At 57.7% G+C, this 24,876-nt stretch carries 22 protein-coding genes; 20 read left to right on the top strand and 2 right to left on the bottom strand.

Features of this window, described 5'->3' with window-relative positions; all coding sequences use genetic code 11:
* Positions 1 to 360 precede the first annotated feature (360 nt).
* From M7Q83_RS02085 to M7Q83_RS02070, 4 genes are all read left to right on the top strand, one after another.
* A complete protein-coding gene (locus M7Q83_RS02085; protein WP_298334873.1) occupies positions 361 to 1,146 on the top strand; it encodes an SDR family NAD(P)-dependent oxidoreductase in 786 nt (261 codons plus the stop codon).
* Between the two features lie 575 nt (positions 1,147 to 1,721).
* On the top strand, positions 1,722 to 2,192 hold the full coding sequence (locus M7Q83_RS02080) for a hypothetical protein (protein ID WP_298334871.1): 471 nt from the start codon (positions 1,722 to 1,724) through the stop codon (positions 2,190 to 2,192).
* A 4-nt stretch (positions 2,193 to 2,196) separates the two neighbouring features.
* Positions 2,197 to 3,714 carry an MFS transporter gene (locus M7Q83_RS02075; RefSeq protein ID WP_298334869.1) on the top strand — a complete coding sequence of 506 codons (1,518 nt, stop codon included), beginning with the start codon at positions 2,197 to 2,199 and terminating at the stop codon, positions 3,712 to 3,714.
* A gap of 234 nt (positions 3,715 to 3,948) precedes the next feature.
* The gene (locus tag M7Q83_RS02070) at positions 3,949 to 4,377 is read left to right on the top strand and encodes a PaaI family thioesterase (RefSeq protein ID WP_298334867.1); all 429 of its coding nucleotides are present in this window, start codon (positions 3,949 to 3,951) and stop codon (positions 4,375 to 4,377) included.
* A 50-nt stretch (positions 4,378 to 4,427) separates the two neighbouring features.
* Here the strand turns inward: M7Q83_RS02070 and M7Q83_RS02065 are convergent, their stop codons facing one another.
* On the bottom strand, positions 4,428 to 5,591 hold the full coding sequence (locus M7Q83_RS02065; RefSeq protein ID WP_298334865.1) for a DMT family transporter: 1,164 nt from the start codon (positions 5,589 to 5,591) through the stop codon (positions 4,428 to 4,430).
* A gap of 115 nt (positions 5,592 to 5,706) precedes the next feature.
* Here M7Q83_RS02065 and M7Q83_RS02060 point away from each other — a divergent pair, with 115 nt between their 5' ends.
* Complete coding sequence (locus M7Q83_RS02060; protein WP_366526353.1) at positions 5,707 to 7,086, top strand: NAD-dependent malic enzyme; 1,380 nt, start codon at positions 5,707 to 5,709, stop codon at positions 7,084 to 7,086.
* An 85-nt stretch (positions 7,087 to 7,171) separates the two neighbouring features.
* Here the strand turns inward: M7Q83_RS02060 and M7Q83_RS02055 are convergent, their stop codons facing one another.
* Positions 7,172 to 7,939 carry a hypothetical protein gene (locus tag M7Q83_RS02055; RefSeq protein ID WP_298334861.1) on the bottom strand — a complete coding sequence of 256 codons (768 nt, stop codon included), beginning with the start codon at positions 7,937 to 7,939 and terminating at the stop codon, positions 7,172 to 7,174.
* A gap of 115 nt (positions 7,940 to 8,054) precedes the next feature.
* On the opposite strand from M7Q83_RS02055, the gene M7Q83_RS02050 reads away from it, so the two are divergent.
* From M7Q83_RS02050 to infB, 15 genes are all read left to right on the top strand, one after another.
* On the top strand, positions 8,055 to 8,921 hold the full coding sequence (locus M7Q83_RS02050) for a tyrosine-type recombinase/integrase (protein ID WP_298334859.1): 867 nt from the start codon (positions 8,055 to 8,057) through the stop codon (positions 8,919 to 8,921).
* 8 nt (positions 8,922 to 8,929) lie between these two features.
* Positions 8,930 to 9,691, top strand: a complete 762-nt coding sequence (gene whiG, locus M7Q83_RS02045) for an RNA polymerase sigma factor WhiG (RefSeq protein WP_298334857.1) — start codon at positions 8,930 to 8,932, stop codon at positions 9,689 to 9,691.
* Between the two features lie 318 nt (positions 9,692 to 10,009).
* Positions 10,010 to 10,747: a 30S ribosomal protein S2 gene (gene rpsB / locus M7Q83_RS02040; RefSeq protein ID WP_298334855.1), complete on the top strand. Its 738-nt coding sequence runs from the start codon at positions 10,010 to 10,012 to the stop codon at positions 10,745 to 10,747.
* A 47-nt stretch (positions 10,748 to 10,794) separates the two neighbouring features.
* The gene (tsf, locus tag M7Q83_RS02035; RefSeq protein WP_298334853.1) at positions 10,795 to 11,592 is read left to right on the top strand and encodes a translation elongation factor Ts; all 798 of its coding nucleotides are present in this window, start codon (positions 10,795 to 10,797) and stop codon (positions 11,590 to 11,592) included.
* 13 nt (positions 11,593 to 11,605) lie between these two features.
* Complete coding sequence (gene pyrH / locus M7Q83_RS02030; RefSeq protein WP_366526361.1) at positions 11,606 to 12,328, top strand: UMP kinase; 723 nt, start codon at positions 11,606 to 11,608, stop codon at positions 12,326 to 12,328.
* The gene (gene frr / locus M7Q83_RS02025) at positions 12,328 to 12,900 is read left to right on the top strand and encodes a ribosome recycling factor (RefSeq protein WP_298334850.1); all 573 of its coding nucleotides are present in this window, start codon (positions 12,328 to 12,330) and stop codon (positions 12,898 to 12,900) included. Before pyrH ends, frr begins: the two co-directional genes overlap by 1 nt.
* 14 nt (positions 12,901 to 12,914) lie before the next feature.
* Positions 12,915 to 14,699, top strand: coding sequence for a phosphatidate cytidylyltransferase (locus tag M7Q83_RS02020; RefSeq protein WP_298334848.1), 1,785 nt, complete (start codon positions 12,915 to 12,917; stop codon positions 14,697 to 14,699).
* A 17-nt stretch (positions 14,700 to 14,716) separates the two neighbouring features.
* Positions 14,717 to 15,871, top strand: a complete 1,155-nt coding sequence (gene dxr, locus M7Q83_RS02015; protein WP_298334846.1) for a 1-deoxy-D-xylulose-5-phosphate reductoisomerase — start codon at positions 14,717 to 14,719, stop codon at positions 15,869 to 15,871.
* Positions 15,864 to 17,186, top strand: coding sequence for a M50 family metallopeptidase (locus M7Q83_RS02010; protein WP_298334844.1), 1,323 nt, complete (start codon positions 15,864 to 15,866; stop codon positions 17,184 to 17,186). The genes dxr and M7Q83_RS02010 overlap by 8 nt, the downstream gene beginning before the upstream one ends.
* Positions 17,187 to 17,209: 23 nt before the next feature.
* Positions 17,210 to 18,328 carry a flavodoxin-dependent (E)-4-hydroxy-3-methylbut-2-enyl-diphosphate synthase gene (gene ispG / locus M7Q83_RS02005; protein ID WP_298334842.1) on the top strand — a complete coding sequence of 373 codons (1,119 nt, stop codon included), beginning with the start codon at positions 17,210 to 17,212 and terminating at the stop codon, positions 18,326 to 18,328.
* Positions 18,329 to 18,361: 33 nt separating this feature from the next.
* Complete coding sequence (locus tag M7Q83_RS02000; protein WP_298334840.1) at positions 18,362 to 20,080, top strand: proline--tRNA ligase; 1,719 nt, start codon at positions 18,362 to 18,364, stop codon at positions 20,078 to 20,080.
* A gap of 97 nt (positions 20,081 to 20,177) precedes the next feature.
* On the top strand, positions 20,178 to 20,669 hold the full coding sequence (locus tag M7Q83_RS01995) for a hypothetical protein (protein ID WP_298334838.1): 492 nt from the start codon (positions 20,178 to 20,180) through the stop codon (positions 20,667 to 20,669).
* Positions 20,659 to 21,834, top strand: coding sequence for a transcription termination factor NusA (nusA, locus tag M7Q83_RS01990; RefSeq protein WP_298334836.1), 1,176 nt, complete (start codon positions 20,659 to 20,661; stop codon positions 21,832 to 21,834). Before M7Q83_RS01995 ends, nusA begins: the two co-directional genes overlap by 11 nt.
* 2 nt (positions 21,835 to 21,836) lie before the next feature.
* Positions 21,837 to 22,094 (top strand): DUF448 domain-containing protein, encoded by a 258-nt coding sequence (locus M7Q83_RS14150; RefSeq protein WP_366526352.1) that lies wholly within the window; start codon positions 21,837 to 21,839, stop codon positions 22,092 to 22,094.
* 78 nt (positions 22,095 to 22,172) lie between these two features.
* Complete coding sequence (infB, locus tag M7Q83_RS01985) at positions 22,173 to 24,875, top strand: translation initiation factor IF-2 (protein ID WP_298334834.1); 2,703 nt, start codon at positions 22,173 to 22,175, stop codon at positions 24,873 to 24,875.
* The last annotated feature ends 1 nt before the right edge of the window (position 24,876 follow it).

Here is a 24,876-nt window from a genome sequence, read left to right as displayed (position 1 = left end):
TGCAGTTGCGTCCCTCCTCTCCCGATTCGGAGCCCTGGGTTGCATGTTGCAGCGGTGGTGTCGTCGATGATGGGTCTACGAACATCCACATGCGCGAGGGGCCTTCTAGGGGCAACGATCGACGAGTGTCGTTTCATCTCCGTTGCGGGGACGGAGGGCGGAAGTGGTTCGTGATCGAGACGAAGGAGAGTGCCTGTGGAGGGGTGGTAGGTTGGATCGGAACAGCATGAGATCAGATGGAGACGAAGACAGTTTGCTGTCAGGCGATCGGTTGAGACGGTAGCCACATCGGCACTGTAGCAACATTGAACAATCGGGGTAATGCGTACTGGGCAGCTCCGCAGGATAGGAGAGAGTTTCATGAGTATTTTGGGAGACTTAACGGGCAAAGTGGCACTCGTGACCGGGGCGGGCTCACCCACTGGTATCGGGTTTGCCACGTCGGTTGCACTTGGAGAGCTCGGTGCATCGGTCGTTCTCACCTCCACGACAGCACGTGTAGAAGATCGAGCGTCTGAGCTCATGGATCGGGGGATCGATGCACGTGGAGTGGTGGCTGATCTCACCTTGGACCATGAGGTGCAACAGCTTCGGGAGCGTTGTGTGGATGCTTACGGGGGTGTCGATCTTGTGGTCAACAATGCTGGCATGACCTCTGTGCAATATGGCTCGGATGCGGTCGGTGTGGTTGAGGCGTTGTCATTGGATGAGTGGCATCTGGGGCTCTCCCGGAATCTTGATACGGCATTCTTGGTGTGCCGAGCGTTTCTTGGCGACATGAAAGCGAACGGTTGGGGTCGGGTGGTGATGGTTGCTTCCACGACGGGGCCCGTTAATGCGATGCCAGGTCATACCGTGTACGCCACCGCAAAGGCGGCGATGGTGGGGCTCACGCGGTCCCTTGCGCTCGAGGTCGGTTCTCTGGGGATCACCGTCAATGCAGTGGCGCCCGGCTGGATCGCGAGCGGCTCAGCGAGCGATGACGAGCTGCGCTATGGAACGGCCAGTCCCATCGGTCGGTCCGGATCACCTGAAGAGGTGGCAGCGGTGATCGCCTCCCTTTGTCTGCCAGGCCTGTCTTACCTCACCGGGCAAGTCATTGTGGTAGACGGAGCGAATTCGATTCTTGAGGCTCGTACGACCTAGCGTGGTGAGTTGGAGACCGCCGTCGTAGGCGAATCGGCGCGCATCTGCGCCGGGGAAGAGACGCGACGGCAGCAAGAGGACGGCAGCCTACAGCGTGGTTGGTACTGGCGTGTTCGGTGTTGAGCCGGTGCTACTGTTCGATGTAACGGTGTACTATCCTGGCGGAGATGCTCCTCCCCGACGAATACAACCATGGGGGAGCCAGAGCTGCACATGGTTGCGAGATCGGTGACAGGCACATCAACCACCTTCTCGACGAAGCGGTCAGCTGGAGGTGCTTCGTGAAGGTTTGTAATTCTCGATAGAACAACCGCTGGAGGAGATTCACCCAATAGTGGTGAACGATTTGATTCCCGTGCACGGTCTGGGAAGTCAAGCTTCATCGTGCGTGACCAACAATGTGGAACTTCCCATCGATGGTACTTGCTTATTTATGCTCTTTGACTCAGAAAGAAGTGACAATAGTCCCCTTAGTTGGCAGTACCAAGTAATTTCGTTTCAAGTCGATAGGATGCTAACTAGCGGTAGGTGTGAGGTGTCCGTTGAGGGCTTGCACCATGAAGAAAGGATGCCAAATGGAACGAAGGCAGATGGCGCTTATGGCGGTGGCGATGATGACGGCGAGTGCCGTGTTGGCTGCCTGTGGAACGAGTAGTTCGTCAGCAACTCCTGCCAAGGTACCGTCGACCAAGGTCACGATCACAAAGACATTTCAGACGTTCTTTGACGGTTCCTCCGCGGCAGCTACCAAGATCAGACTCCTACAGAATGGGAGTGCATTCTCCCCAGTGATCAAGGCACAGGCGAGCTCGAGCATCGCAAAGGGTACCAGCGCAAAGGTCTCCAACGTCACCTTGGTGTCACCTGTGGCGGCGACAGTAACCTATACCATCTATCTCGGCGGACAGCCCGCCCTCAAGGACCAGCATGGCGAGGCGGTGAAGGTGGATGGAACATGGAAGGTGGGGGACGCCAGCTTCTGTAGCCTGATCTCGCTGGAGGGTACCAAGGTACCCGCCTGCGCTACATTCGAGAAGAACTCCTAAGTTTGTGGGGCAGTCACGGCGCCGCCTCGCCCTAGCGGTCCTGAGCGGTGTGCTATTTCTCACCTTTCTCGATACCACGATCGTAGCGGTGGCGCTAGCACCTATCCAGAGCCATCTCCATGCGGGTGTCGATGAGCTGCAGTGGGTGATCGGTGGGTACGCGGTGGCCTTTGCCGCACTCATCTTGGTGTTTGGTGCGATTGGTGATAGGTACGGTCGACGCCGGATGATGGTGGCTGGTTTGGGACTCTTCGTCATCGGGTCGGTGGTCGCCGCGCTTGCCCCCTCAGCCATTCTCTTGATCGTTGCCAGGGTCGTGATGGGTATCGGTGCGGCGGCCTCCGAGCCCGGCACGCTATCGCTGATCCGTCATCTCTATCCCGAGGAGTCAGATCGGACTAAGGCGCTCGGGACGTGGGCGGCAGTCGCAGGCTTTGCGCTTGCGATTGGCCCGGTGCTCGGTGGCATCCTCGTCGGACTCGATGGTTGGCCAACCATATTTTGGTTCAATTGTGTCGCTGGCATGGTGATCATCGTGATGGCGATCCGAGTTTTACCAGAGAGTGCTGATCGATCGATTGGATCAGTGGACGTTTTGGGTTCGTTGACTGGCCCATTCGCACTAGGGGTTCTCGTTGTAGGCATCGTCGAGGGCGAGGTGCGAGGTTACGCTTCGCCCATCATCGTCATATGTTTCGCGCTTGCTCTACTGGGTGCGGTCGGCTTCATTTTCGCGGAGCATCGAGCCTCGAATCCACTCTTACGGCTGAGGTTTTTGCGCAATGCTCGGTTCAGCGGGGCGCTGATGTTGGCCTTTAGTATCTACTTCTCGATATTTGCCATCTTTTTCTTCGTTGCCCTGTATTTGGAGGTTGTCGAGGGTGACAGTTCTTATCAAGTAGCGGGTGTCTTCGCTGCGATGATGATCACGATGATCGTTGCCTCAATCGTTGCCGGACGTTGGACAACACAGGTGGGTACCAGGTTGGCGACTGGGTTTGGCGCACTTCTCGCAGCGGCGGGAATTGGACTGTCGGACCTTGCACTTTCGGGGCCAACGCATCCGCTCTTGCTGGCTGCGACCCTTGCTATCGCGGGGATTGGTTTTGGATTGGTGGTCGTGCCAGTGACAAGTATCGCCCTATCAACCGTTCCTCCAGAGCATTCTGGCATGGCGGCCGCATCGACCAACACGATGCGAGCCCTCGGGGTTACCTTGAGTGTAGCGATTTTGGGTAGCTTCTTGAACGGCGAATTAACGGGTGGTCTATCGAGTCGACTCGCGCGATTGGGGGTGCCCCCAGCGTTTCGTCAGGTCGTTATCAACGCGGTCGAAACCGGTGGTGTCGCTGGTCACGAAGGAGGTGCTGCCAAGATCTATGGACCTATTGTGGGTAAGGTCATCGGTGCTGCCTACAGCTCGTTTCATGCTGGACTCTCGGTGTCGTTGATCGTCGCTGGATCTCTGATTGTGCTCGGTGGTGCCGTGTCGCTCGTGACGCGGGCGGGTCACGCGAGATAGGCCATCGCATGTCGTGGTGTCGTAGAGGCGACGATGGCCCCTCGCGGTCCGGACGCCGATCTTTGAGCGAGCCCGATCATTGGTGCTCGTTGATAATCGGTGGAGCGAGGGACCACATGGACGTCCTTGTGGAGACCAGCGAGGTCTTCTATCCGAGTCCGTACTGGGCAGCGATGTGCTAATAGGCTTGGTGTTGGTACGGATCTGTGACTGGATGAGCAACGGGAAAGGTAGATGGACTTGGGCGAAGAGAACTGTTTTGCGTGTGGCAGAAAGAACCCGATCGGCCTTCATCTGGAGTTCAGTGGCTCCGATGGCGTGGTTCGAGCGGAATATCGGGCTGAGCGGCGTTTTGTAGGATGGGATGACGTCCTGCACGGAGGGATTACCGCGACGATGCTGGACGAGGCTGCGAGCTACGTTCCCTATTCGATGGGCTTTGTGACTGTCACGGCTCGTCTCGAGGTGAGGTACTCCTTGCCTATTCGCGTTGATGAGCTACTCGCGATCGAGGGTCGATTTCTCGGTCGGCGGCGTCGAGTCGTCGATGCGGAGTCAGAGATCCGTGATGAACAAGGAGTCGTAAGGGCGAGTGCTGCGGCGAAGTTGATGATTCTTGGGGAGCGTAGTGCTGGTGGGCCGGGGGCTGGCGATCTGCTCTGATGTGATGGCTGGTTGGTCGATAGCATGGAGAGGGATACTAGTGTCCGTCCTCAGGAGGGAGGTGTCGGCAGTTCATCCGAGCGGCGGGATCCATCGTCGAGGAGTGAGAGGCCGATGACTGAACCAAGGACGAGTACCACTCCTGCGATGAGCGTAAAGCTCACTCGCAAGTTGAAGAGAAAGATCGATGCGACGGCTGCGGTGAGCGGCTCAAGCGTACCTACCACATTGGCGAGCAGTGGAGCAATGTTGGCGAGGGCACTGAGGTAGAGCAGAAACGGAACCGCGGTGCCTCCGACGATGATGAAGAGGACGAGCAGGATCTCGGGCATGGTCATGGTGGTTGGTGCATCGAGTACGAGCCATGGCAACAGGACCACAGACCCGATCAGGAAGGCACCTGCGACGACGACCTCCGCGTTGTGTTGTGCCAAGAGTTCAGTAGGTAACAGGTTGTAGAGCGCCGTGAAGAGTGCAGAGGTCAGTCCCCATGCGACTCCCGCTAATGGTATCGCCAGTCCAGAGGTGGAGCCGTCGGTGACGACGAGAAAGACACCAGCTAATGCACCTGCTGTCAGGAGTATCAGTAAGGGCTTTGGTACCTTGAAATGCCGTAGCGAGATCCAGCCAAGGATAAGAACGGGACTTGTGAACTGGAGAAGCGTGGCGGACACCGCGGTGCCGTGGGCGATAGCGAGAAAGAAGGTGAGTTGAACGCCATCGAGGGCCACAACTCCAAAGACGATGATGGTGGCTAGTCGTCGTCGGTCGGCGCTGAAACGCTTGAAACCGGCTCCTCGCCCTCTGGGTCCAGCCCAAAGGGCGAGGAGCACTCCAGCCCCAGTGACTCGTACCGCGGCGAGCCAGGTTGGCTCGAGGTGATAATGCTGGAAAAGTTGTTGTGCCGCAATGCCAGAAAATCCCCACAGAATGGCAGCAGTGACGATCCCGATGATGCCTGGGCGTTGGCGAATGTGGTGGGGATGCATGTTCTGATTGTAGATCCCAAGGGATGCGACGTTGACAACTTCAACGGTAGATAGTTCCCCTGTGGTGGCGCTCATCACGGTGGTGGCGCTGGCGTGTCCGTGGATGCTCGCCCGGTCCACGGTAGCGCACCACTGGGTGCGATCCCCATCATCGCCGGTTGGATGCGTGCCATTTCGGAGATCTCGGCCAGAGAGAAGATCGGACTGGGGCTGTTCAGTACGCAATGCATGAACGTGTTGGTGCTGGAGGGGGTCGCATCCGTGAAGACTTGAAGGTAGATGGACTTATGCCCTATTGTGGGTGCAGCTACATAGACACAGGTGTGGAGCGAAAGGTGGAATGGTGGGCAATCCGAGTGCTTCGTTTTCGGTGACTTTGCGAGTGGAGATCTCCGACTCGCGCTTGGTCGGCGCGATCACGACGGTGTTAGCTGAAGCTGGTGGTGCTATTACCGCCCTCGATACAGTGGAGTCCCGGGGAGAACGGCTTGTGGTCGACATCACCTGCAACGCTGTCGATGAAGAGCATGCATCCCGGTTGCGTTCGGAGGTCGAGGCCATCGAAGGCGTCGCCGTGCGTGCCATGAGCGATCGCACGCTTCTGTTGCACCTAGGAGGTGTATTGGCGACGGAGTCCAAGGTCCCGCTGAAGACACGCGATGATCTCTCGATGGCCTATACGCCAGGAGTTGCGCGGGTATCACTAGCGATTGCACGCGATCATGGGGCGGCGAGAAATCTGACTATCAAGCGCAACAGTGTGGCGGTGGTGACCGATGGATCGGCGGTGCTCGGACTCGGCAATCTTGGTCCTGAGGCGGCCTTGCCAGTGATGGAGGGCAAGGCGGTGCTGTTCAAGCGTTTTGGTGATGTTGATGCCTGGCCAGTGTGCCTGGCATCTCAAGATGTTGACGAGATTGTGCAGGCGGTTCGCATGATTGCACCCGTCTTTGGAGGTATCAACCTTGAGGATATTTCCGCACCGCGCTGTTTCGAGGTCGAGCGACGCCTCCGAGAGCACCTCGATATCCCGGTATTTCATGACGACCAACATGGTACGGCGATTGTCGTTCTGGCAGCCCTGCTCAATGCCCTTCGGGTCGTGGAGAAGCGTTTGGACACGGCAAAGGTGGTCGTCCTCGGGGTGGGAGCAGCTGGCGTGGCAATCGCCAAGTTGCTCATCAATGAGGGTGTTGGTAACCTGATCGCCGTTGACCGCGACGGAGTTCTTGATCCCCAGTCGAGCTCGCTGGACGAGAATCGCCTGTGGGTGGCAAAGCACTCGAACCCTGATGGCGTTCGAGGGGATCTACGTACCGCGCTCCAGGGGGCTGATGTGGTTATCGGAGTCTCCGGGCCAAACCTGTTGACCGAGGGTGATCTGCGTCACATGGCGCCAGATCCGATTGTCTTCGCTCTTGCGAACCCTGATCCCGAAGTCGAGCCCTCTGTGGCTCGTCGTGTTGCGCCTGTCGTTGCGACCGGTCGCAGTGATGAACCAAATCAGATCAATAATGTGCTGGTTTTCCCGGGGTTTTTCCGAGGTCTTCTGGACGCGGGTGCGACAAAAATTACTGAGGCGATGGAGCTGGCGGCAGCCCGTGCACTGGCAGCGATCGTTACCGAAGACGAGTTATCACCGGCCTACATCGTTCCAACGGTCTTTAATCCAGCGGTGGCACCCACGATCGCCCAGGCGGTGGAGGCAGCGGCAAAGTAAAACTCCCCTGCGCTGGTGCTTCAGGAGAAATAGTTGTTACCCAATGGTGATCGTCGAGGAGTCATCTCGCTAGGCGGGTTGCCAGTTAGCTGGGGCAGCTGTAGCGAGCGGTAGCGGTGATAAATCGCTTGACGAGCCGGAAGGTACTGTGGGTGAAGGTGAACTCTAGCGATTCCATGGCAGCCGGCGGTTGGTCGGGGACGGAGTAGTCGATGCCGGTAAGTCCTACGACGGTGAACGCGTTCCCGTGGACAAATTGCGGACCGCTCGTGTAACAGTTGACGGTCGAGAGCACCGGACCTGCCGCTTTGTAGTCTGAGCTCTGCGTGGTTCCAGGTGGGCTTGGGACCGCTCTTGCCTGTTGGTCGCCTTGGAGCAGGTTTGAGAAGTAGAGGACGCTTGTCGCAGAATCGTGCTGCAGTGGGCTTGGCGGAAGGGAGACCAGCGTGGAGAGTAGCTGTGGCCGGGTGCTGCTCGCACTGGTGGGAGGACCGAATGCCCAAAGCCCGTTCGGTAAGGATGACGCATTGATGCCACAGCTTGCGGTCACGATCGCGATAGGTGCGTGGGACCCCACGAGATAGCCGACGACGGATCCGTGTTCGACAACTTTTGCCCCCGGGTTTACGTGGCAGTGGGGGAGAAGGCTCGGATAGGTCACCGTAGACCAGTTGACGTCGCTAAACGCCTTGGCATCAGCTCGATCCGTCGCGGTGGTGGGAGTTGGTTTCAGCACACCGCTGGGATGAGCGGCCACGGGTTTGGCGTTTGCGGACCCACAACTCGTCAAGAGTATCGCACTCAGAATGAGCGCTGATGTGACGAGGACTAGAGTAGGTATTCTTCGGGGCACTTCTCAAAGGCTAACCTGTGGCTGCCTGATCAGTAGCCACTGATGTTTCAGGTTCTCCCGTGCTTCGGTTTTTAGATGGCTAGCTGGCTAGACGTGACTGGCAGAGAGTATTGTGATGGGTGTGGGTAATGAGGGTTGTTGGCGGCTGGAGGAGTACTGCGCCTCGTTGAGTTATCTCTCACCAGCGACCCAACACCGATATCGAACGGGTTTGGATTGGATGATTCGCGCCTCTGCTGAGCTTGGTGTGCTCGACCCCGCAGATCTGAATGTTCGCCTTGTGCGGCGGGTGATCTCGCAACGACAGGCGAGTGGGGTTGCCCGATCGACGATTCGAACTGATCTCGCGGCGTTCTCGTCTTATCTGCGCTTTCGTGATGACCTTGATCTTGCTCCGCTGCGTCTGGCGCTCGTGAAGCCTGGAACATCGACGCAACGGAAGCTTCCTCGAACGTTGGATACGGCAAGCGTTCGTGTAACTCTCGATAGCCTTCGTTCGCTTCCAGACACGAACCCTCTGCACTATGCCGTGCTTGAGACGCTGTATGACACCGGTTTACGCGTTGGTGAGTTGGTGCAACTCGATCGTGGGGATGTGGATTTCACAGGCTGCCGGATCTCGGTGCGCAACGGTAAAGGCGGGAGACCGCGGGTCGTGCCCGTTGCTCGATGCGCCCTTGAGGCGATGCAACACTACCTGGGAACCCGATCTGACTGTGCAACCGCGCTCTTTCTGGGTCCTCGCGGCTCCCGACTCGGTGTTCGATCCGTGCGACGCATCGTTGATCGGTATTTTCCTGGTGCGCACCCTCACTCCTTGCGCCACAGTTATGCAACCCATCTGCTAGAAAACGGTGCCGATTTGCGAAGCCTTCAGGAGCTTCTCGGACACGCTAGACTATCCACAACGGAAATTTATACTCATGTGAGTCACGAACGGTTAGCAAGGGTCTATCGGGAGTTACATCCACGGGGCAAGTAGGGGCTGCGATGCAAGGTGATGCCGACTTAGATAAGTTATGGCATAGATACAAAGAGACTGGCGACCAGGGTTTGCGGGACCGTCTTTTAGTGGCCTATTCGCCGCTGGTACGCTTTGTTGCCTCAAGAGTCGCTATCGGTCTGCCGAACTCGGTTGAACAGGCTGACCTCGCAAGCTACGGGACCTTCGGTCTGATCGACGCCATCGAGAAGTTTGACCTTGAGCGCAATATCAAGTTTGAAACCTATGCAATTACCCGCATCAAGGGCGCTATTATCGATGAACTCCGAGCAATCGACTGGGTGCCGCGATCGGTCCGCGCGAAGGCAAAAGCAGTTGAACAGGCCTATGCAAAACTGGAAGGCAAGCTTCATCGGAGTCCAACCGACAAAGAAGTCGCCGCCGAGCTAGAGATTGATGAGTCCGAATTGCAGGCGATCTTCTCCAAGATCTCTTTCTTAGGCATTGCCGCGCTTGATGAGGTGGTCCTTGGCGGGGAGCGCAACGAGGGTATGACGCTAGGCGATACTATTGCTGATCGTAAAGAGAGCGCCAACGGCTCCTTTGAGCAAGAAGAGACACGGCGCATGCTTGTTGATGCCATCAATCGACTTGGTGACCGAGAAAAGATGGTGCTGACCCTTTACTACTACGAAGGCTTTACCCTTGCCGAGATCGGCGAAATCCTTGGTGTGACCGAAAGTCGGGTCTGCCAGATTCACTCGAAAGCAGTATTGCAACTCCGTGGTAAGCTCGGCGACGTCGGTTAACGCCGCTGGTGGGTCAACTTTCTACGGAGTGGAGCGTGCATGCGTTCCTCGATGCAGTGCTTGGCTTCTTCGAGCAGTTACCTTTTTCTGGCAGCTTTGATTTGATGAAGTGCGGACCTCCCGCCGAGTTTGAAGAAGGGTGCGTAGCCAGCCGTAGGCGCCGATTGCAACGCCGACCACCTCGTCTAAGAAGGCTGATCCCGATGGTGGTTGCTGCTAGGCTACCTTAGGCTCAAATTTGAGTAAGTAACGGGAGTGTTCGACCCACGGTCGGCGTTTGTCGCGAGGACACTTCTTAGTTCAACCGATGGGAGGATCATGCCAGATAAACCACTAGTAACCATGTCTCAGCTTCTTGAGGCGGGAGTCCATTTTGGTCACCAAGCCAAGCGATGGAACCCAAAGATGAAGCCCTACATTTTCGATAAGCGCAACGGCATCTACTTGCTCGATCTTCGCCAGACGCTCCAGGGTATCGACGAGTCTTTTCGCTTCGTTCGGTCGTTGTCAGCTCGAGGTGGCAGTGTGCTCTTCGTCGGTACGAAAAAGCAAGCCCAAGATGCCATTACGCAGTACGCCAAGATGGCCAGCATGCCCTACGTAAGCCACCGGTGGCTAGGCGGTATGTTAACTAACTTCCCCACGATTGCCTCGCGAGTGCGCAAGCTGCAAGAGTACGAGCAGATGAAGGTGCAGGGAGACTTCGACGCCATGCCGAAGAAGGAGGCGCTGTTGTTGCAGCGAGAACTCACCAAGCTGGACCTCAACCTCGGCGGTGTTCGTAACATGAACAGGTTGCCGGATGCTCTGTTCGTCATCGACACCGTCAAGGAGCATCTCGCGCTCACTGAGGCAGCTCGTCTCGGCATCCCAGTGATAGCCGTCGTCGACACCAACTGCGACCCAGAGCTCGTGGATCATATCATGCCAGGTAATGACGATGCCATTCGGTCGTGTGAGCTCTTCACTCGGCTGATTGCGACGGCGATTATCGAAGGAAAGTCCAGAGCTGGGGCAGCAGAACCCGTTCCGGTGCCGGCGCCGGCGCCAGTGTAACAACAATCTGTTTTATTTATTGATACAATCAGAAAGGAAGGCCGAGGGTGGCTGATATCAAGGCTGCGGATGTACAGGCGCTGCGTAAGCTCACCGGTGCGGGGATTCTCGACGCGAAGAAGACGCTTGAAGAGACAGGTGGTGACGCCGAGCGCGCGGCACAGTTGCTTCGGGAGCGGGGCGTCGTCTCCGCGGCGAAGCGAGCTGAGCGTGAAAACAGTGAGGGAGCAGTAGCGATCTCCATGGTTGGTACTCAAGTTGGTGCACTCGTTGAACTCAAGTGCGAGACTGACTTTGTCGCGAAGTCAACTGACTTCGTCAACACCGTGAACGAGATAGCTGCTGCTGTCGCGGAACGAGGAGAGCAGGCCGTCACGGAGTATGAGGAGATGATCTCCTCGCTCATCATCTCGTTGAAGGAGAACATCTCGCTCGGGCGGGTCGTTCGACTTGAGGCCGGTGAAGGTGATGAGGTGTCGGGTTATCTCCACGTTCAGGCTGATCGAGGGGTCAATGGAGTGCTTGTGCAACTGAAGAATGGGTCGAATGAGCTCGCCCACGACCTCGCGCTACACATTGCATTTGCTCGTCCAACGTATCTGCGAATCGAGGACGTTCCTGAATCGGTAGTGGCGCAGGAGCGCGAGACGCTTGAGACGATGACGAGAAATGAGGGCAAGCCAGAGGCGGCAGTCGAAAAGATCGTAGCAGGTCGCCTTGATGGGTTTTACAAATCGATCTGCTTGTTGGAACAGCCCTTTGTAAAGGATGAGAAACATCGAGTTCGAGAGGTGCTAGGACAAGCAACGCTCGTCGCGTTTGCGCAACTCGTCGTTGGCGAGTAGCTTGTTGACGACGTTGCAGTCATCGGTTGATCGATGCCGAATTCTACTCAAAATTTCGGGCGAAGCGCTTGGAGATGCAGCCAAGGGGCCACTTGACGCGAAGGTGCTGACCCAACTGGCGCAAGAACTCGTTGGGCTCCGGTCGGAACTCGACGTTGAGATCGCCTTAGTTGTCGGTGGCGGGAATATTTGGCGTGGCACCTACGGCGTGGATATCGGTATTGATGCTCCAACATCGGACAACATTGGGATGCTTGCGACGGTGATGAATGCGCTCGCACTGCAAAGCGCCATTGAGGCGCTCGGCCAGCCAGTTCGCCTCCAGAGTGCCATCCAGATGTCCGAGCTTGCTGAGCCTTACATCCGGCGCAGAGCGGTGCGCCATCTCGAGAAGGGTAGGATCGTCATCTTCGCTGCTGGCACCGGTAATCCGTTTTTCACGACGGACACCGCAGCTGCACTTCGAGCTGCGGAGATCGGTGCGCAGACGATGATGAAGGGTACACACTCAGGGGTTAATGGAATCTACTCCGCCGACCCGCGCCTTGACCCCAGCGCTACGAAGTATGATCATGTTGGGTATATGGATGTCATCTCGCGCGATCTCAATGTTATGGATATGACTGCCGTCACTTTCTGCAAGGATCACGATATTCGAGTGATCGTGTTTGACGTGACCAGCCCTGGTAATATCGCTCGCGCCTGGCGTGGCGAGATTGGAACGGTGGTTGACTGATGGCTGAAGAAGTAAATACGGATCTGGTTATCGCTGAAACCAAGACCAAGATGGCCAAAGCCGTCGAACATACTGAAGAGGAGTTTGCTTCGGTACGCACGGGTCGTGCGGCACCGGCGTTAGTCGAGCATCTCCTCGTTGACTACTATGGCTCGCCCACTCCTCTGATGACCATTGCTGGTATCGGTGTCTCCGATGCGCGTACCTTGGTTATCAATCCTTACGATCGCGGGAGCCTTGGTGCTATCGAGACGGCTATTCGTAATGCGGATCTCGGCGTGAACCCCAGCAACGATGGTGCGGCGATTCGCATCACCCTGCAACCCCCTACGGAAGAACGGCGCAAAGAACTTATCAAGGTTGTTCGTGCACGCTCTGAGGAGGGGAGAGTTGCGGTTCGAGCTATACGCCGCAGCGCACGCCACCAGTTTGAGGTTTGGCAGAAGCAGGGTTCACTGACGACGGACGACCTTGGGGATCTTGAGAAACAGCTCGAACAATTAACGTCGCAGTATATCGCGGAACTTGACAAGGCGTTGGAGACCAAAGAGCGCGATTTACTTGAGGTCTGAGAGGGGCCATATCGATGGGTGAGGGCGAGGAACGCCACCGGCGAGGGCCCAACAGGCAGTCAGAGGGCCCGTTATTTAGTGGGCAAGGTGAGCCTCCACAGGACGACGATCCTACGCTGTTCTACGACGAGGTGCCTGGGTCGGAAGCCGCGGAAGATCCTGATCGGACGCTGAGTCTTGACGCCCCCTATAGTATCTCAGCCACCCCTGAGCGGCAGATCAACGGTCGTTCTGGGGAGGATGCAACGGTGGAATTGCCGGGTTGGCGAGATCCGCCTACAGGCGAGATCCCTCGAATCATCGAGGAGTTGGCTGGCGAACCTCTTCCTCGTGTGCACGAGGAGGCTCCGACCAATTTTGATGCGCTTGAGGATAGGGAGGACCGATCCGATACCTCCGCCAGTGATACCAACGACGATTTCTTAGTACCTGTTGAGCGCCTCTCCCCAGATCGGACTGTCGCTGGCCCCTCTGTTTCCAATGAGACAGCGAGGCCTACTGAGACAGCGAGTCCTTATGAGACAGCGAGGCCTACTGAAACAGTGGGGCCTACTGAAACAGCGAGGCCAACTACTCAGGAGAGGACGTCTCAGGAGTCGTCAACGCTCCCACGAGTATCCGAGCGTGATGCGTCGGGGAGTTCCTCCTTGCCACCAGCTGGCGACGATGGCGCGGATCTCCAGCGGATGCTCGACGAGCGCAGGGGGTCGGCGGCGAGCACTCCAAGACCAGCAGTCGCCGGCGACGATGCCCAGGGGGTGGTGAGTACCAGGATGGACGACCCGCCGCAGGGTACGGTGTTGGGTCGCACGCGCCACGAAGTCATACGTGCTCGAGGAAGATCGCCACGGTGGGGTAGAGGTTCTGCTGAGAGCAAAGGGTCGCCTCCACCGCGCGATCACCAAGGCGAGGCGGTCTCGACGCCGGAGAGAGACGTCCCAGCTCCGGAAAGAGATGATAGAGTTTCTTCAGGGACAGATCCACTTCGCCGCATTAAGGTGGTGCGAACCATCACTGGGATCGTACTCGCCCTTGTCTTTATCGGCGCGCTCAAACTTGGAACAGTCTCGACGCTAGTGGTCGTGGTCGTGGCGGTCACTACCGCCGCAGCTGAGGGCTACAATCTCCTGCGTCGAGGTGGTTATCGGCCCGCTGCATTGGTTGGGCTTCTCGCCGTCATCGGGTTGGTGGTTGGTGCGTATGTGGCAGGAGAAGATGCCATCGTTCTGGTTATTTTTGGGGCGATCCTGGTCTCCCTGGTCTGGTTTATGGTTCAGCACCGTGGTGAGCAGTTTGTGGTCGGTGTAACCACCACGATGGTCATTGTGGTGTGGGTTGGACTATTTGGGGCGTTCGCTGGACTCCTACTTCGACATGCGCTGTTTGGGGACGGTGGGCTGGGGCTCCTGATTGGGGCATTACTCTGTGCCACGACCGCCGATGTCTTCGCGTTTTTCGGTGGCTCGCTCCTGGGGAAGCATAAGCTTGCTCCTGCGATTTCACCGGGGAAGACCGTCGAGGGGGTTCTTATCGGTGGCGTGGCGGCAATTTTGGTTGGCGCCTTCGCGCTCCCGTTGATTCACCCGTTTACCCTTGAGGCGGGGGTGTTGATTGGTGTGGCGTCAGCGATTATCGCCCCGGTAGGCGACTTGGCCGAGTCCGCGCTGAAGCGCTCGGTATCGGCTAAGGATTCTTCACGGTTACTCCCAGGTCATGGGGGTATGCTGGACCGTATTGACGGGATACTAATCGTACTACCAGTCGCTTTTTATCTGTTTCTGAGTCTCCACTTAAGGTGATGCATTAAAGGTTTACCATGAAATCACTTGCCGTTATGGGTTCGACCGGTTCGATCGGTTGCCAGACACTTGATCTTGTGCGGCAGGATCCAGGGACCTTCACGGTCACTGTGTTAGCGGCGCACTCGAATATCGAACGCCTTCTCGAGCAAGTGCAGGAGTTTCATCCGCTGGTCGTGGGAGTCTACGATGAGCTCGCGGCCAAGGAACTGCGGAGTCAGGTGGATGCCAGTGTCGCCGTCGTGACGGGGGAGGAGCTGGTAGACGCTGTGACCGCTGCGGAGATCGTGATCAACGGCGTGATGGGTTTTGCTGGAATCCGCATCACTGAGCGCGCACTGCGAGCCGGTTTGCGTCTCGGACTGGCGAATAAGGAGTCGCTGATCGCTGCCGGAGACCTTGTGCTCGCACTGTTGTCGATGGGTGGAGAGCTCATTCCAGTCGATTCCGAACATTCTGCAATCTTTCAGGCGATGGGGCAGTCACGGCAAGTTCCGGCTGGCTTTGCCCGTTTGGTCATCACGGCGTCAGGTGGACCCTTCCGGCAACTTCCCGCCCAATCCCTTCGCACGGTAACCATCGAGGATGCGCTAGCACATCCGACGTGGTCGATGGGACCAAAAATTAGCGTGGACTCATCGACATTGTTTAACAAGGGACTTGAGGTCATTGAGGCTCACTACCTTTTTGGGGTCGCGTACGACGCGATCTCGGTGGTGGTCCATCCGGAATCTTTGGTCCATTCAATGGTTGAATTCACTGATGGTTCCACACTGGCACAGCTCTCCATGCCCGACATGAGGCTCCCAATCTCCTTGGCACTTTATTCGCCACTTCGAAGCGATCTCGCTCACGGTGCGTTGGACTGGTCGCGACCCATGACGCTGACCTTCGAAGAGGTCGATCGGATCCGTTTCCCAGCACTTGCGTTAGCGTACGAGGCAGGGAGGCTCGGCGGTGGCGCTCCTTGTTGGATGAATGCGGCCAATGAGGTCGCGGTAGAGGCTTTCTTGAACTCCAGCATCGGTTGGTTGCAAATTTATGAGGTGGTCGCCCGGACCATGGAGAGCTACGAGGTAGGTTCACCAATGAGTATCGATGAGGTGGTCGAGCTGGATCGGCAGGCGCGGGTGGTCGCCACCGAAATGGTGCAGGTGCTTGCCAGTGCCTAACGTCGAGACCCTCAACGATGCCGACAGTCGAGAAAACCGGGCACCGACACTTGCGGAGGCGCGCTCCTTCTCTGGACGCCGACTGATCGAGTTCTTGATCGCCATCGCGGCCATCATTGCCTTTGCCGCCCACATTCATGCGCTCTCCACGTTGGTGGTCGTCGCGGCCATCGCGGCGATGATTATCTTGCATGAGTTTGGTCACTACATCACCGCTCGGTTATCGGGTATGAAGGTGACGGAGTTCTTTATTGGCTTTGGTCCTCGAATCTGGTCGATCAAGATAGGCGGGATCGAGTACGGCATCAAGGCGTTGATCGTTGGCGGCTACGTCAGAATCTCCGGGATGACTAACGTCGAAGAGGTTCCGCCAGAGGATGAGGAGAAGACCTATCGTCAGGCCACCTTTCCGCGCCGAATCCTCGTGAGCGTAGCGGGTTCGTTGATGCACTTCATCATGGCTTTTGCGATCCTTTGGATCCTGCTCTCGAGCGTTGGCTTTGCCGTCTCAAGTGGTGGGACCGTGATCGCCGCGGTCGCCAAGACTCCCCACGTCGAGTCGCCAGCGATTCAGGCGCACATTCCTGCCGGATCTACCGTCCTGGCAGCGAACGGCACTACCCATCCGAACACGACGACCTTTGGTAAGATCATCGAAGAGAATTCGGGCAAGCCGGTACGCCTTACGCTCGAGGTTGGGCATAAGGTGATCCATCGAACCGTGATTCCAGTCAGCGCTGCAGTTTTGGCGCGTACGGATCCGGCGTACAAGCCGCTTGGCCAAGCTGGGGTGATCGGTGTGAGCATCGAGGCGACCTCGAAAACGGTCACCGATTCGTTCCTCAGTGGTGCCGGCCATGCCGTGACGGGCCTGGGTTCCTTTGCTTGGCAGTCGGTGACGGGGATCCTTTCCCACTTTTCACCTCATGGCATCGCGACCTACGCCCGCGAGGTGATCCATCCGTCATCAAATCCGACCTCAGCACGGGCGCAATCACGCTTTGAGTCACCAGTCGGCATCGTCTACTTGGCCAACGACGCAGTGCACTCAGGTATCTCTGCGGTCCTTGAGCTCCTGTTCTTAATCAATGTTTTCGTGGGGGTCTTCAATCTCTTCCCCTTCCTGCCGCTCGACGGTGGTCACGTTGTGATCGCCATCTATGAGCGCCTACGCTCGCGTAAGAACCGTCCCTATCACGCCGATGTCATGAAGCTGATGCCTGTCACCTACGCAGTGCTGACCATCATTTTGCTTATAGGAGTGACGGCACTCTATCTGGATATCGTTCATCCAATCGCGAATCCATTTCGCTAGGCTAGGAATGAAAGTGAGTTACAATGACACGTGAACAGGTAGTACTAGCAAAGCGCCGCGTTGCACGAGCGGTGCAGGTTGGCAAGGTCACCGTCGGCGGGGATAGTCCGATCTCCGTACAATCGATGACGACCACCAAGACCGCCGATGTCGAGGGCACGCTCGTCCAGATCTACTCTTTGGCTGCCGCCGGTACGGAGATTGTCCGCTGTACCTGCAACTCCCAGGATGCAGCTGATGGACTTCGCCAGATCGTTCCGCGATCCCCTGTGCCGATTGTGGCGGATATCCACTTCCATGTGGAGATGGCGCTCGCAGCACTGGAGTCTGGGGTCGCTGCACTTCGACTGAATCCGGGCAATCTGCGCAAGCCTGAAGAGATCAAACTGGTGGCACGTGAGGCAGGGGCGCGTGGCGTTCCTATCCGGATCGGCGTGAACGCTGGTTCTCTGCACCCGGATTTTGCCAAGCAATATGGAGGGATCACCGCGGAGGCGATGGTTGCCTCTGCACTTCATGAACTCGATCTCTTCCATGAGGTGGGTTTTGACGATGTCGCCTTTTCGGTCAAGGCTTCGAACGTGGCACTGATGATCGCTGCCTATCGTTTGCTCGCCCAAAAGGTCGATCACCCGCTCCACCTCGGGGTCACCGAGGCAGGGCCGTTGCCCGGTGGTCTCATCAAGGCCACGGCTGGTATCGCCACTTTGCTCGCTGAAGGGATCGGGGATACCATTCGTTACTCGCTGACCGCAGACCCGATCGAGGAGGCGCGAGCCGGACGACAGCTCCTTGAGTCGTTGGGACTTCGCGAGCGCAAAGGACTCGACTTCATCGCATGCCCAAGTTGTGGACGAGCAGAGATCGATGTGGTGGCGGTCGCCACCGAGGCGCAACGAGAGCTTGAGAAGCTCGGCCTTCCCCTCCAAGTTGCGGTTATGGGGTGTAACGTTAACGGTCCAGGCGAGGCACGTGAGGCTGATATTGGCATCGCTGCTGGCAAAGGGAAGGGCCATCTCTTTATCAAGGGAAAGATCGTCGAGGTCGTTCCTGAGGCGAACATGGTCGCGGCCTTGGTGGAGGAGGCGCAGGCGATCATGGTTGAGGGCGTTGAAGCGAGGCTTAACAAGAAGCGTCGCTGAGCGATCGTTGGGGTCGTGCTAGCCTTTGTTCCCATGCGAACATCTGAACTCGTCTTTAGGAGTCGACGGGAGGTTCCTCAGGATGCTGAGGCGGCCTCACATAAGGTCCTGATTCGTGGGAACTACATTCGTCGGCTCACCAGTGGTGTCTATAGCTTTCTTCCGCTGGGCTTTCGAGTGCTTCGCAATGTGGAACGCATCGTTGAGGAGGAGCTGGATCGTGCGGGGGCATCCCAACTTCTGTTGCCGGCACTCCAGCCGGTGGATATCTGGAGAGCGACCGGTCGCATCGACAAGATGGCGGATGTTCTTTTTCGCGTTGACGGTAAATCAGGTGCATTTGTGCTTGGACCGACCCATGAGGAGGCGGTAATCGAGGCGATGAGCCCCGACATCGAGAGCTACCGTGATCTGCCCAAACTGGTCTACCAGATCCAAACCAAGTTCCGGGATGAGCCTCGGGCACGTTTTGGATTGATGAGGACACGCGAGTTTATCATGGCCGATGGCTACTCCTTCGACGTCGATCGTGACGCGATGCGCGACTCATATCGAAGGTTCTATGACGCCTACCTCGCCATCTTTGCGCGGCTCGGTCTTCGGGCGGAACCGGTTGAAGCCGATGCTGGTTCTATCGGTGGGGATGTGAATCATGAGTTTATGGTCGCCTCCAGCATTGGAGAGGATCACTTTGCTCACTGTAGTGACTGCGGTTATCAAGCCAATATCGAGGCTGCCCGCGCTGGCGAGCGGCCAACGGTCGAGGTTGACGCAGAGAGTGAGCCGGTGACGTATGCGACGCCGAATGCGCCGGGGATTGAGATCGCAGTGAAGGCGCTGCGTGATCTCGGTGCAGAGGTAGAGGTTGGGAGCATGCTCAAGTCGATGTTGTTGATTGACGACCTGGGTGATCGGGTCATCGCGCTCATACCTGGTGATCGCACACTCAATGTTCCTGGTGGCATGCGTTTGGCCACCGATGCCGAGATGACGGGGTTCGCGAAGGGCTATATTGGGCCCCAAGGTCACGGTTCCGAGGTTCGAGTGATCGCGGACCCCTTGGTCCGTACGCGTCCTAGTTGGGCGTCTGGAGCCAATGAAGCGGGTCATCATTGCGTCGGTCTACGCGTTGGTGTCGATTTCCAGGTCGATCAATTTGTTGATCTGGTAGTGGTCGAAGATGGGGATCCATGTCCTCGATGCGGCGGGGTTCTGTCGCTGGTTCGTTCGGTCGAGGTCGGCCATACCTTCCAGCTCGGGTTGACCTATTCCGGAGTCTTGTCCCATGCCCGCTATCGCTCCGTTGACGGCGAGGAGCTGCCCTACTGGATGGGTTGCTACGGAATTGGGGTGACGAGGGTGCCGGCGGTAATCGCTCAACAGTATGGCTCAGCGGATGGTGACGCTGTGGTTTGGCCGATAGAGGTCGCTCCCTACGTCGTGAGTATCGTGGGGGTGGGTGCCACCAAGACCAATGAGGTGGCGGCGGTAGCCGCGCAGTTACACCAATCGATGGTGCAGTCTGGCATTGCAGCGCTACTCGAAGATCGGAGCATCTCGACTGGGGTGGCGATGCGTGATCTCGAACTGATTGGGTCCCCCCTCTTTTGTATCGTGGGTGCCCGTTCATTGGCCAAGGGGGTCGTCGAGCTGCGAGACCGCATTCGAGAACAGACGGTCGAAGTTCCGATCGACGCGGTCACTGCAACGATCCAGTCGCTCACCCGGGCACTCGCATCTGAACGACGATAGCGATGCGCTATACTGGTGGAGGATAATTCGTAGTATGGGAACTGCGTGGGCGTGAGCCCACGTTTTTTGTTCAAGTGGATAGGTGAGAGGAGGAGGTATGCTCTCGAGTCAGACGCTCATCGATCTCCTCGACCCGGTGATCGAGCCGCTTGACTTGCGCGTGCTATCAGCGACCTGGCATGCTCGGGTTTTAGACCTCCGACTCGAGCACTATGACGCGTCAGCTCCCTCACTTGATGAGATTGCGCAAGCATCGAAGGCCGTCTCGGCGGCGCTTGATGATGCCGATGGACAAGGAGATGGCACCTACACGCTTGAGGTGTCGAGTCCAGGGCTTGAGCGCCCACTGCTGCGATTGGCACATTTTCAGTGGGCGACCGGGCGAGATATACAGTTCACTTCGGCGGATGGGGTCGTTGCAGGCGTGCTGGCTCGCGTCTTCGATGAGAGCGAACCAAGGATTGAGGTCATCGTGGAGGGCGAATCACGACTCTATGCACTGCGCGAGATCGATCAGGCGATGACCGTCTTCCAGTGGGGTACCAAGAACAGAAACAACGATGGAAGGAGGCAGGTCGATGGCGCGTGACAACCAGGATTTTATGGATGCCCTTGAGGTAATTGCTCGAGAGAAGGGCCTGACGGTAGAGACACTACTTGAGTCGTTGGCGAACGCATTGGTGGCTGCCTATAAGCGCATGCCTGGGGCCGCCGATGAGGCCTACGTGGAGATTGATCCGGATAACGGCGAGATCCGGGTCTTTGGACAGGAGCTTGACGATGACGGCAATGTCGTGCGCGAGTGGGAGGACACCCCAAAGGATTTTGGTCGCATAGCGGCGCAAACGGCGAAGCAGGTGATGTTTCAAAAGATTCGTGATGCTGAACGCGATCTCAAATACGAAGAGTATGCGGGCCGTGAGGGTGATGTGGTGACCGGTGTTGTCTCCCAGATGGATACCCGGTTTACGCTGCTAGACCTCGGAAAAATCGAGGCCATCATGCCCCATACTGAGTGCCCACCGAATGAGCGCTACTCTATTGGGCAGCGGATCAAGGCCTATATTGTTGAGGTACGCAAGACAGCGAAAGGCCCTCAGATCGTTGTTTCACGCACGCACCCCGGTTTGGTCAAGCGACTCTTCGAACTCGAGGTTCCCGAGATCGCCTCTGGGGTCGTCGAGATCAAGGCGATTGCGCGCGAACCGGGTCATCGCAGCAAGGTGGCCGTCTGGTCCAACGATGACGGGGTCGACCCGGTGGGTGCTTGTGTGGGGTCGCGCGGATCCCGTGTGCGTATGGTCACCAATGAGTTGATGGGCGAGAAACTTGATATCGTGCCATTTTCAGACGATGTCATCGAGTATCTCGAACGGGCGATTCAGCCCGCCTATGCCCTTGAAGTGCGTATTGATGAGGCTGCTGGCTCCGCACTCATCGTCGTCGGAGATGATCAGCTCTCACTCGCTATCGGTCGAGAGGGTCAAAACGCTCGACTCGCAGCGCGCCTTAGTGGGCTGCATATCGATGTCCGCGCCGAGAGTGAGGTGGCCGCGCTCGATCGTGAGGCGGCGGCCGAAGAAGATTACCTCGAAGATATCGCTTCAGCTGTAACGGGCCAAGACAGCCCGCCCAGCGATGGGCAAAATTCCGCACCAGAGGGTGGGGCGGATGAGGTCGATGAGGATCGAGGGGTCTCCGATATGGCGATTGAGACGGTGGATGCCCCGACTGGTGATCCTTCCGAGGGGTGACGATGACTCGCAGTCAGCGGGTCGTGATACGAATGTGCGTGGGTTGTCGACGTCGACGGCCAACATCGGAGTTGATTCGGCTCGCGGCCTATGATGGCGATGTCTGCCTGCGGGTAGGATACGGCAGGGGCGCATGGTTGTGCTCTGACTCTCGACGGTGCGCCGAAGAGACATTCAGAGGCGGACGTTTGTCGAAGGCACTAAGAATTCCTATCCCCCCGGCTAGACTGGCTAGGTTAAAGGACTCCTTTGGTGTCTGAGCGAGCGCAAGGTAGAGGTTGCAATGGACTCAGATGGCGTAGGCGTCGAGTCGGTACAGTGGAGGTCAGGTTTCGTCGTTGGCTAAGAAGTTACGAGTTTATGAGATTGCGAAGGAGTTAAACCTCTCCAATAAGGAGGCGCTTGATCTGTGTCTCGCCCTTGGAATAGACGTGAAGTCACACTCCTCAAGCGTTGAGGAGGCGCATGCTGACCGTGCGCGTCGACGTGCACAACGCGAAGGTATCGGCATCTATGGTTCAAAGGTTGCACCGACGCAAGACCAGCCTGAGGAGGCAGTTGTTGAGCCGAGTGTTGCGCCAGCAGTGGAGGCGGTTCCCGAGGAGCGTCCGGCGGTAAAGCAAGCAGAGGACGAGGATAAGCACGACTTAGCGGCCGTGATTGCACAGGAATCCGCCAAGCGTGAAGAGGCTGAACGTGTGGCGATCGCTAATGCAGGCAAGCTTGCCCGTGAGACCGCGGAACCCCAGGCTCCACCGCGACCGAGGTCATCACCGGTATCTCCCTCCGGTCAACCAATTCCTCCACCACCAGCGCGTAAACAACAGCCCCTCACCTCCTTTTCCGGGCGACCAATCCCACCACCCCCGCGTCCTTCCGCGAATCCCGACCCCCGTGGTCGTAGGCCAGCCCGTCCCCCGCGTGACGGAAGCCGAGCTCCACTGCCTCCCCGTACGGGTCGACCCGATGATCGACCGCCACGTCCTGCGGGACCGAACGATCGTCCTCCTCGCACTGATCAGACCGGTGCGCGTCCAGGGGTGGGCACGGGACCTTCCACAGGTGGATTTCGAGGATCTCCGCCGCCACGAGGTGGTAGTCGAGGTGCTCCAGCGCGAGGTCCGGGTGGACCAATGCCAGCTCCTCGTGGCCGTAGCCGTGGTGGACCGAAGTCGAAGAAGCGGGTATCGAGGAAGGAGTACGAAGAGCTCGAGCCGACGACGGTATCGAGTTACGTCCCCTCGAGTGCGCCGATACCAGATCACGAAGTCATCATCGAGCGCGGATCGACCGCACAAGAGGTCGGGCCCAAACTCAATCGTTCAGCCGGTGATCTGATTCGCTTCCTGTTGTTACAGGGCGAGATGGTCACGGCAACACAGTCGCTCTCTGACGAGATGATTGAGCTGTACGCTGCTGAGCTCGGTGCGCAAATTCGCATGGTGGATGCTGGACAGGAGCAGGAGGCGATGCTCGCCGCTCGCTACCTCGACGTTGACGAGACAGAAGACGAGCATGCGATCGCATCTCGTCCGCCAGTCGTCACCGTCATGGGACATGTCGATCATGGTAAGACGCTGTTGCTCGACCGCATTCGCAACTCCAACGTGGTTGCGGGTGAGGCTGGCGGCATCACTCAGCACATAGGTGCCTATCAGGTCGAGCTGCCAGGTGGTCGTGTGACCTTTATTGATACGCCAGGCCACGAGGCCTTTACGGCAATGCGCGCACGTGGTGCTGGGGTGACGGACATCGTTGTCTTGGTCGTTGCTGCCGATGATGGTGTTATGCCCCAGACCGTTGAGGCGATCAACCATGCAAAGGCGGCTGGAGTCCCAATCATCGTGGCTCTCAACAAGATTGACCGGGCCGATGCCGATCCGAACCGTGTCCTCCAACAACTTTCTGAGTACAACCTTGTCCCAGAGAAGTGGGGTGGCGACACGATCGTGGTCGAGATCTCGGCGCTACAGAATTTAGGCATTGACGACCTGCTTGAGCAGATCCTGGTGTTGGCCGAGGTGTTAGAACTCGATGCGAACCCGACGGGCCATGCCAGAGGCACGGTCCTTGAGGGTCACCTCGATGTGGGCCGTGGCCCAGTGGCGACGGTGTTGGTGCAGTCGGGGACGTTACGGGTCGGTGACTCGATGGTTGCTGGGCAGGCATGGGGGAAGGCGAAGGCCCTTGTCGATGATCGAGGCAACAAGGTAGATCTAGCCGGACCGTCGGTTCCGGTACAGGTATTGGGCTTCTCTGAGGTTCCCAGTGCCGGAGATCTGTTCCGTGTGACCAATGAGATCGCCAGTGCGAGAGAGGTGGCGGAATCGCGTGAGCAGCGGTTACGTCTCGCCGCTAACGCCAATCGGGCGATCGGTAGTTCGGGTATCAAACTCGAGGATCTCTTTGAACAGATCCAAAAGGGCGACGTGCCGATGCTTAATATCATCTTGAAGGCAGATGTCCAGGGTAGTCTTGAGGCACTCGCTGACGCGCTTGCGAAACTCGCCCGTGATGAGGTTGGTCTTGCGATTATCCACAAGGCAGTAGGCGGCGTCACTGAGAACGATGTGGCACTCGCTGCTGCGTCAGATGCGCTTGTCATCGGGTTCAATGTGCGTCCAGACCGACGCGCTCGTGAGGCGGCCGAGCTCGCCCACGTCGAGGTTCGCACCTATGAGATCATCTACAAGGTCATCGAAGACATCGAGTCTGCCGTCGTCGGCATGCTCAAGCCTGAGTATGAAGAGGTGGTCACCGGTGAAGCTGAGGTTCGCGAGGTCTTTAGGATTCCTCGGGTCGGTGCGATCGCTGGTTGTTATGTGCGATCGGGTGTGATCACCCGAGGATCGCATGTACGATTCCTGCGTGAGGGAGTGATCCTTTGGAAGGGTACCGTGGTATCGCTGCGACGATTTAAGGACGATGTTCGTGAGGTGAGCGCTGGTTTCGAGTGTGGTGTTGGGCTCTCCGATTTCCAGGATCTCCATGGCGGTGATCTGATCGAGACCTTTGAACTCCGCGAGATCGCCAGGGAGTAAA

Source organism: Ferrimicrobium sp. (assembly GCF_027364955.1).
Lineage (GTDB): Bacteria > Actinomycetota > Acidimicrobiia > Acidimicrobiales > Acidimicrobiaceae > Ferrimicrobium.
The sequence above is the reverse complement of the archived record's forward strand: the minus strand, read 5'-3'. Positions and strand labels throughout refer to the sequence as shown.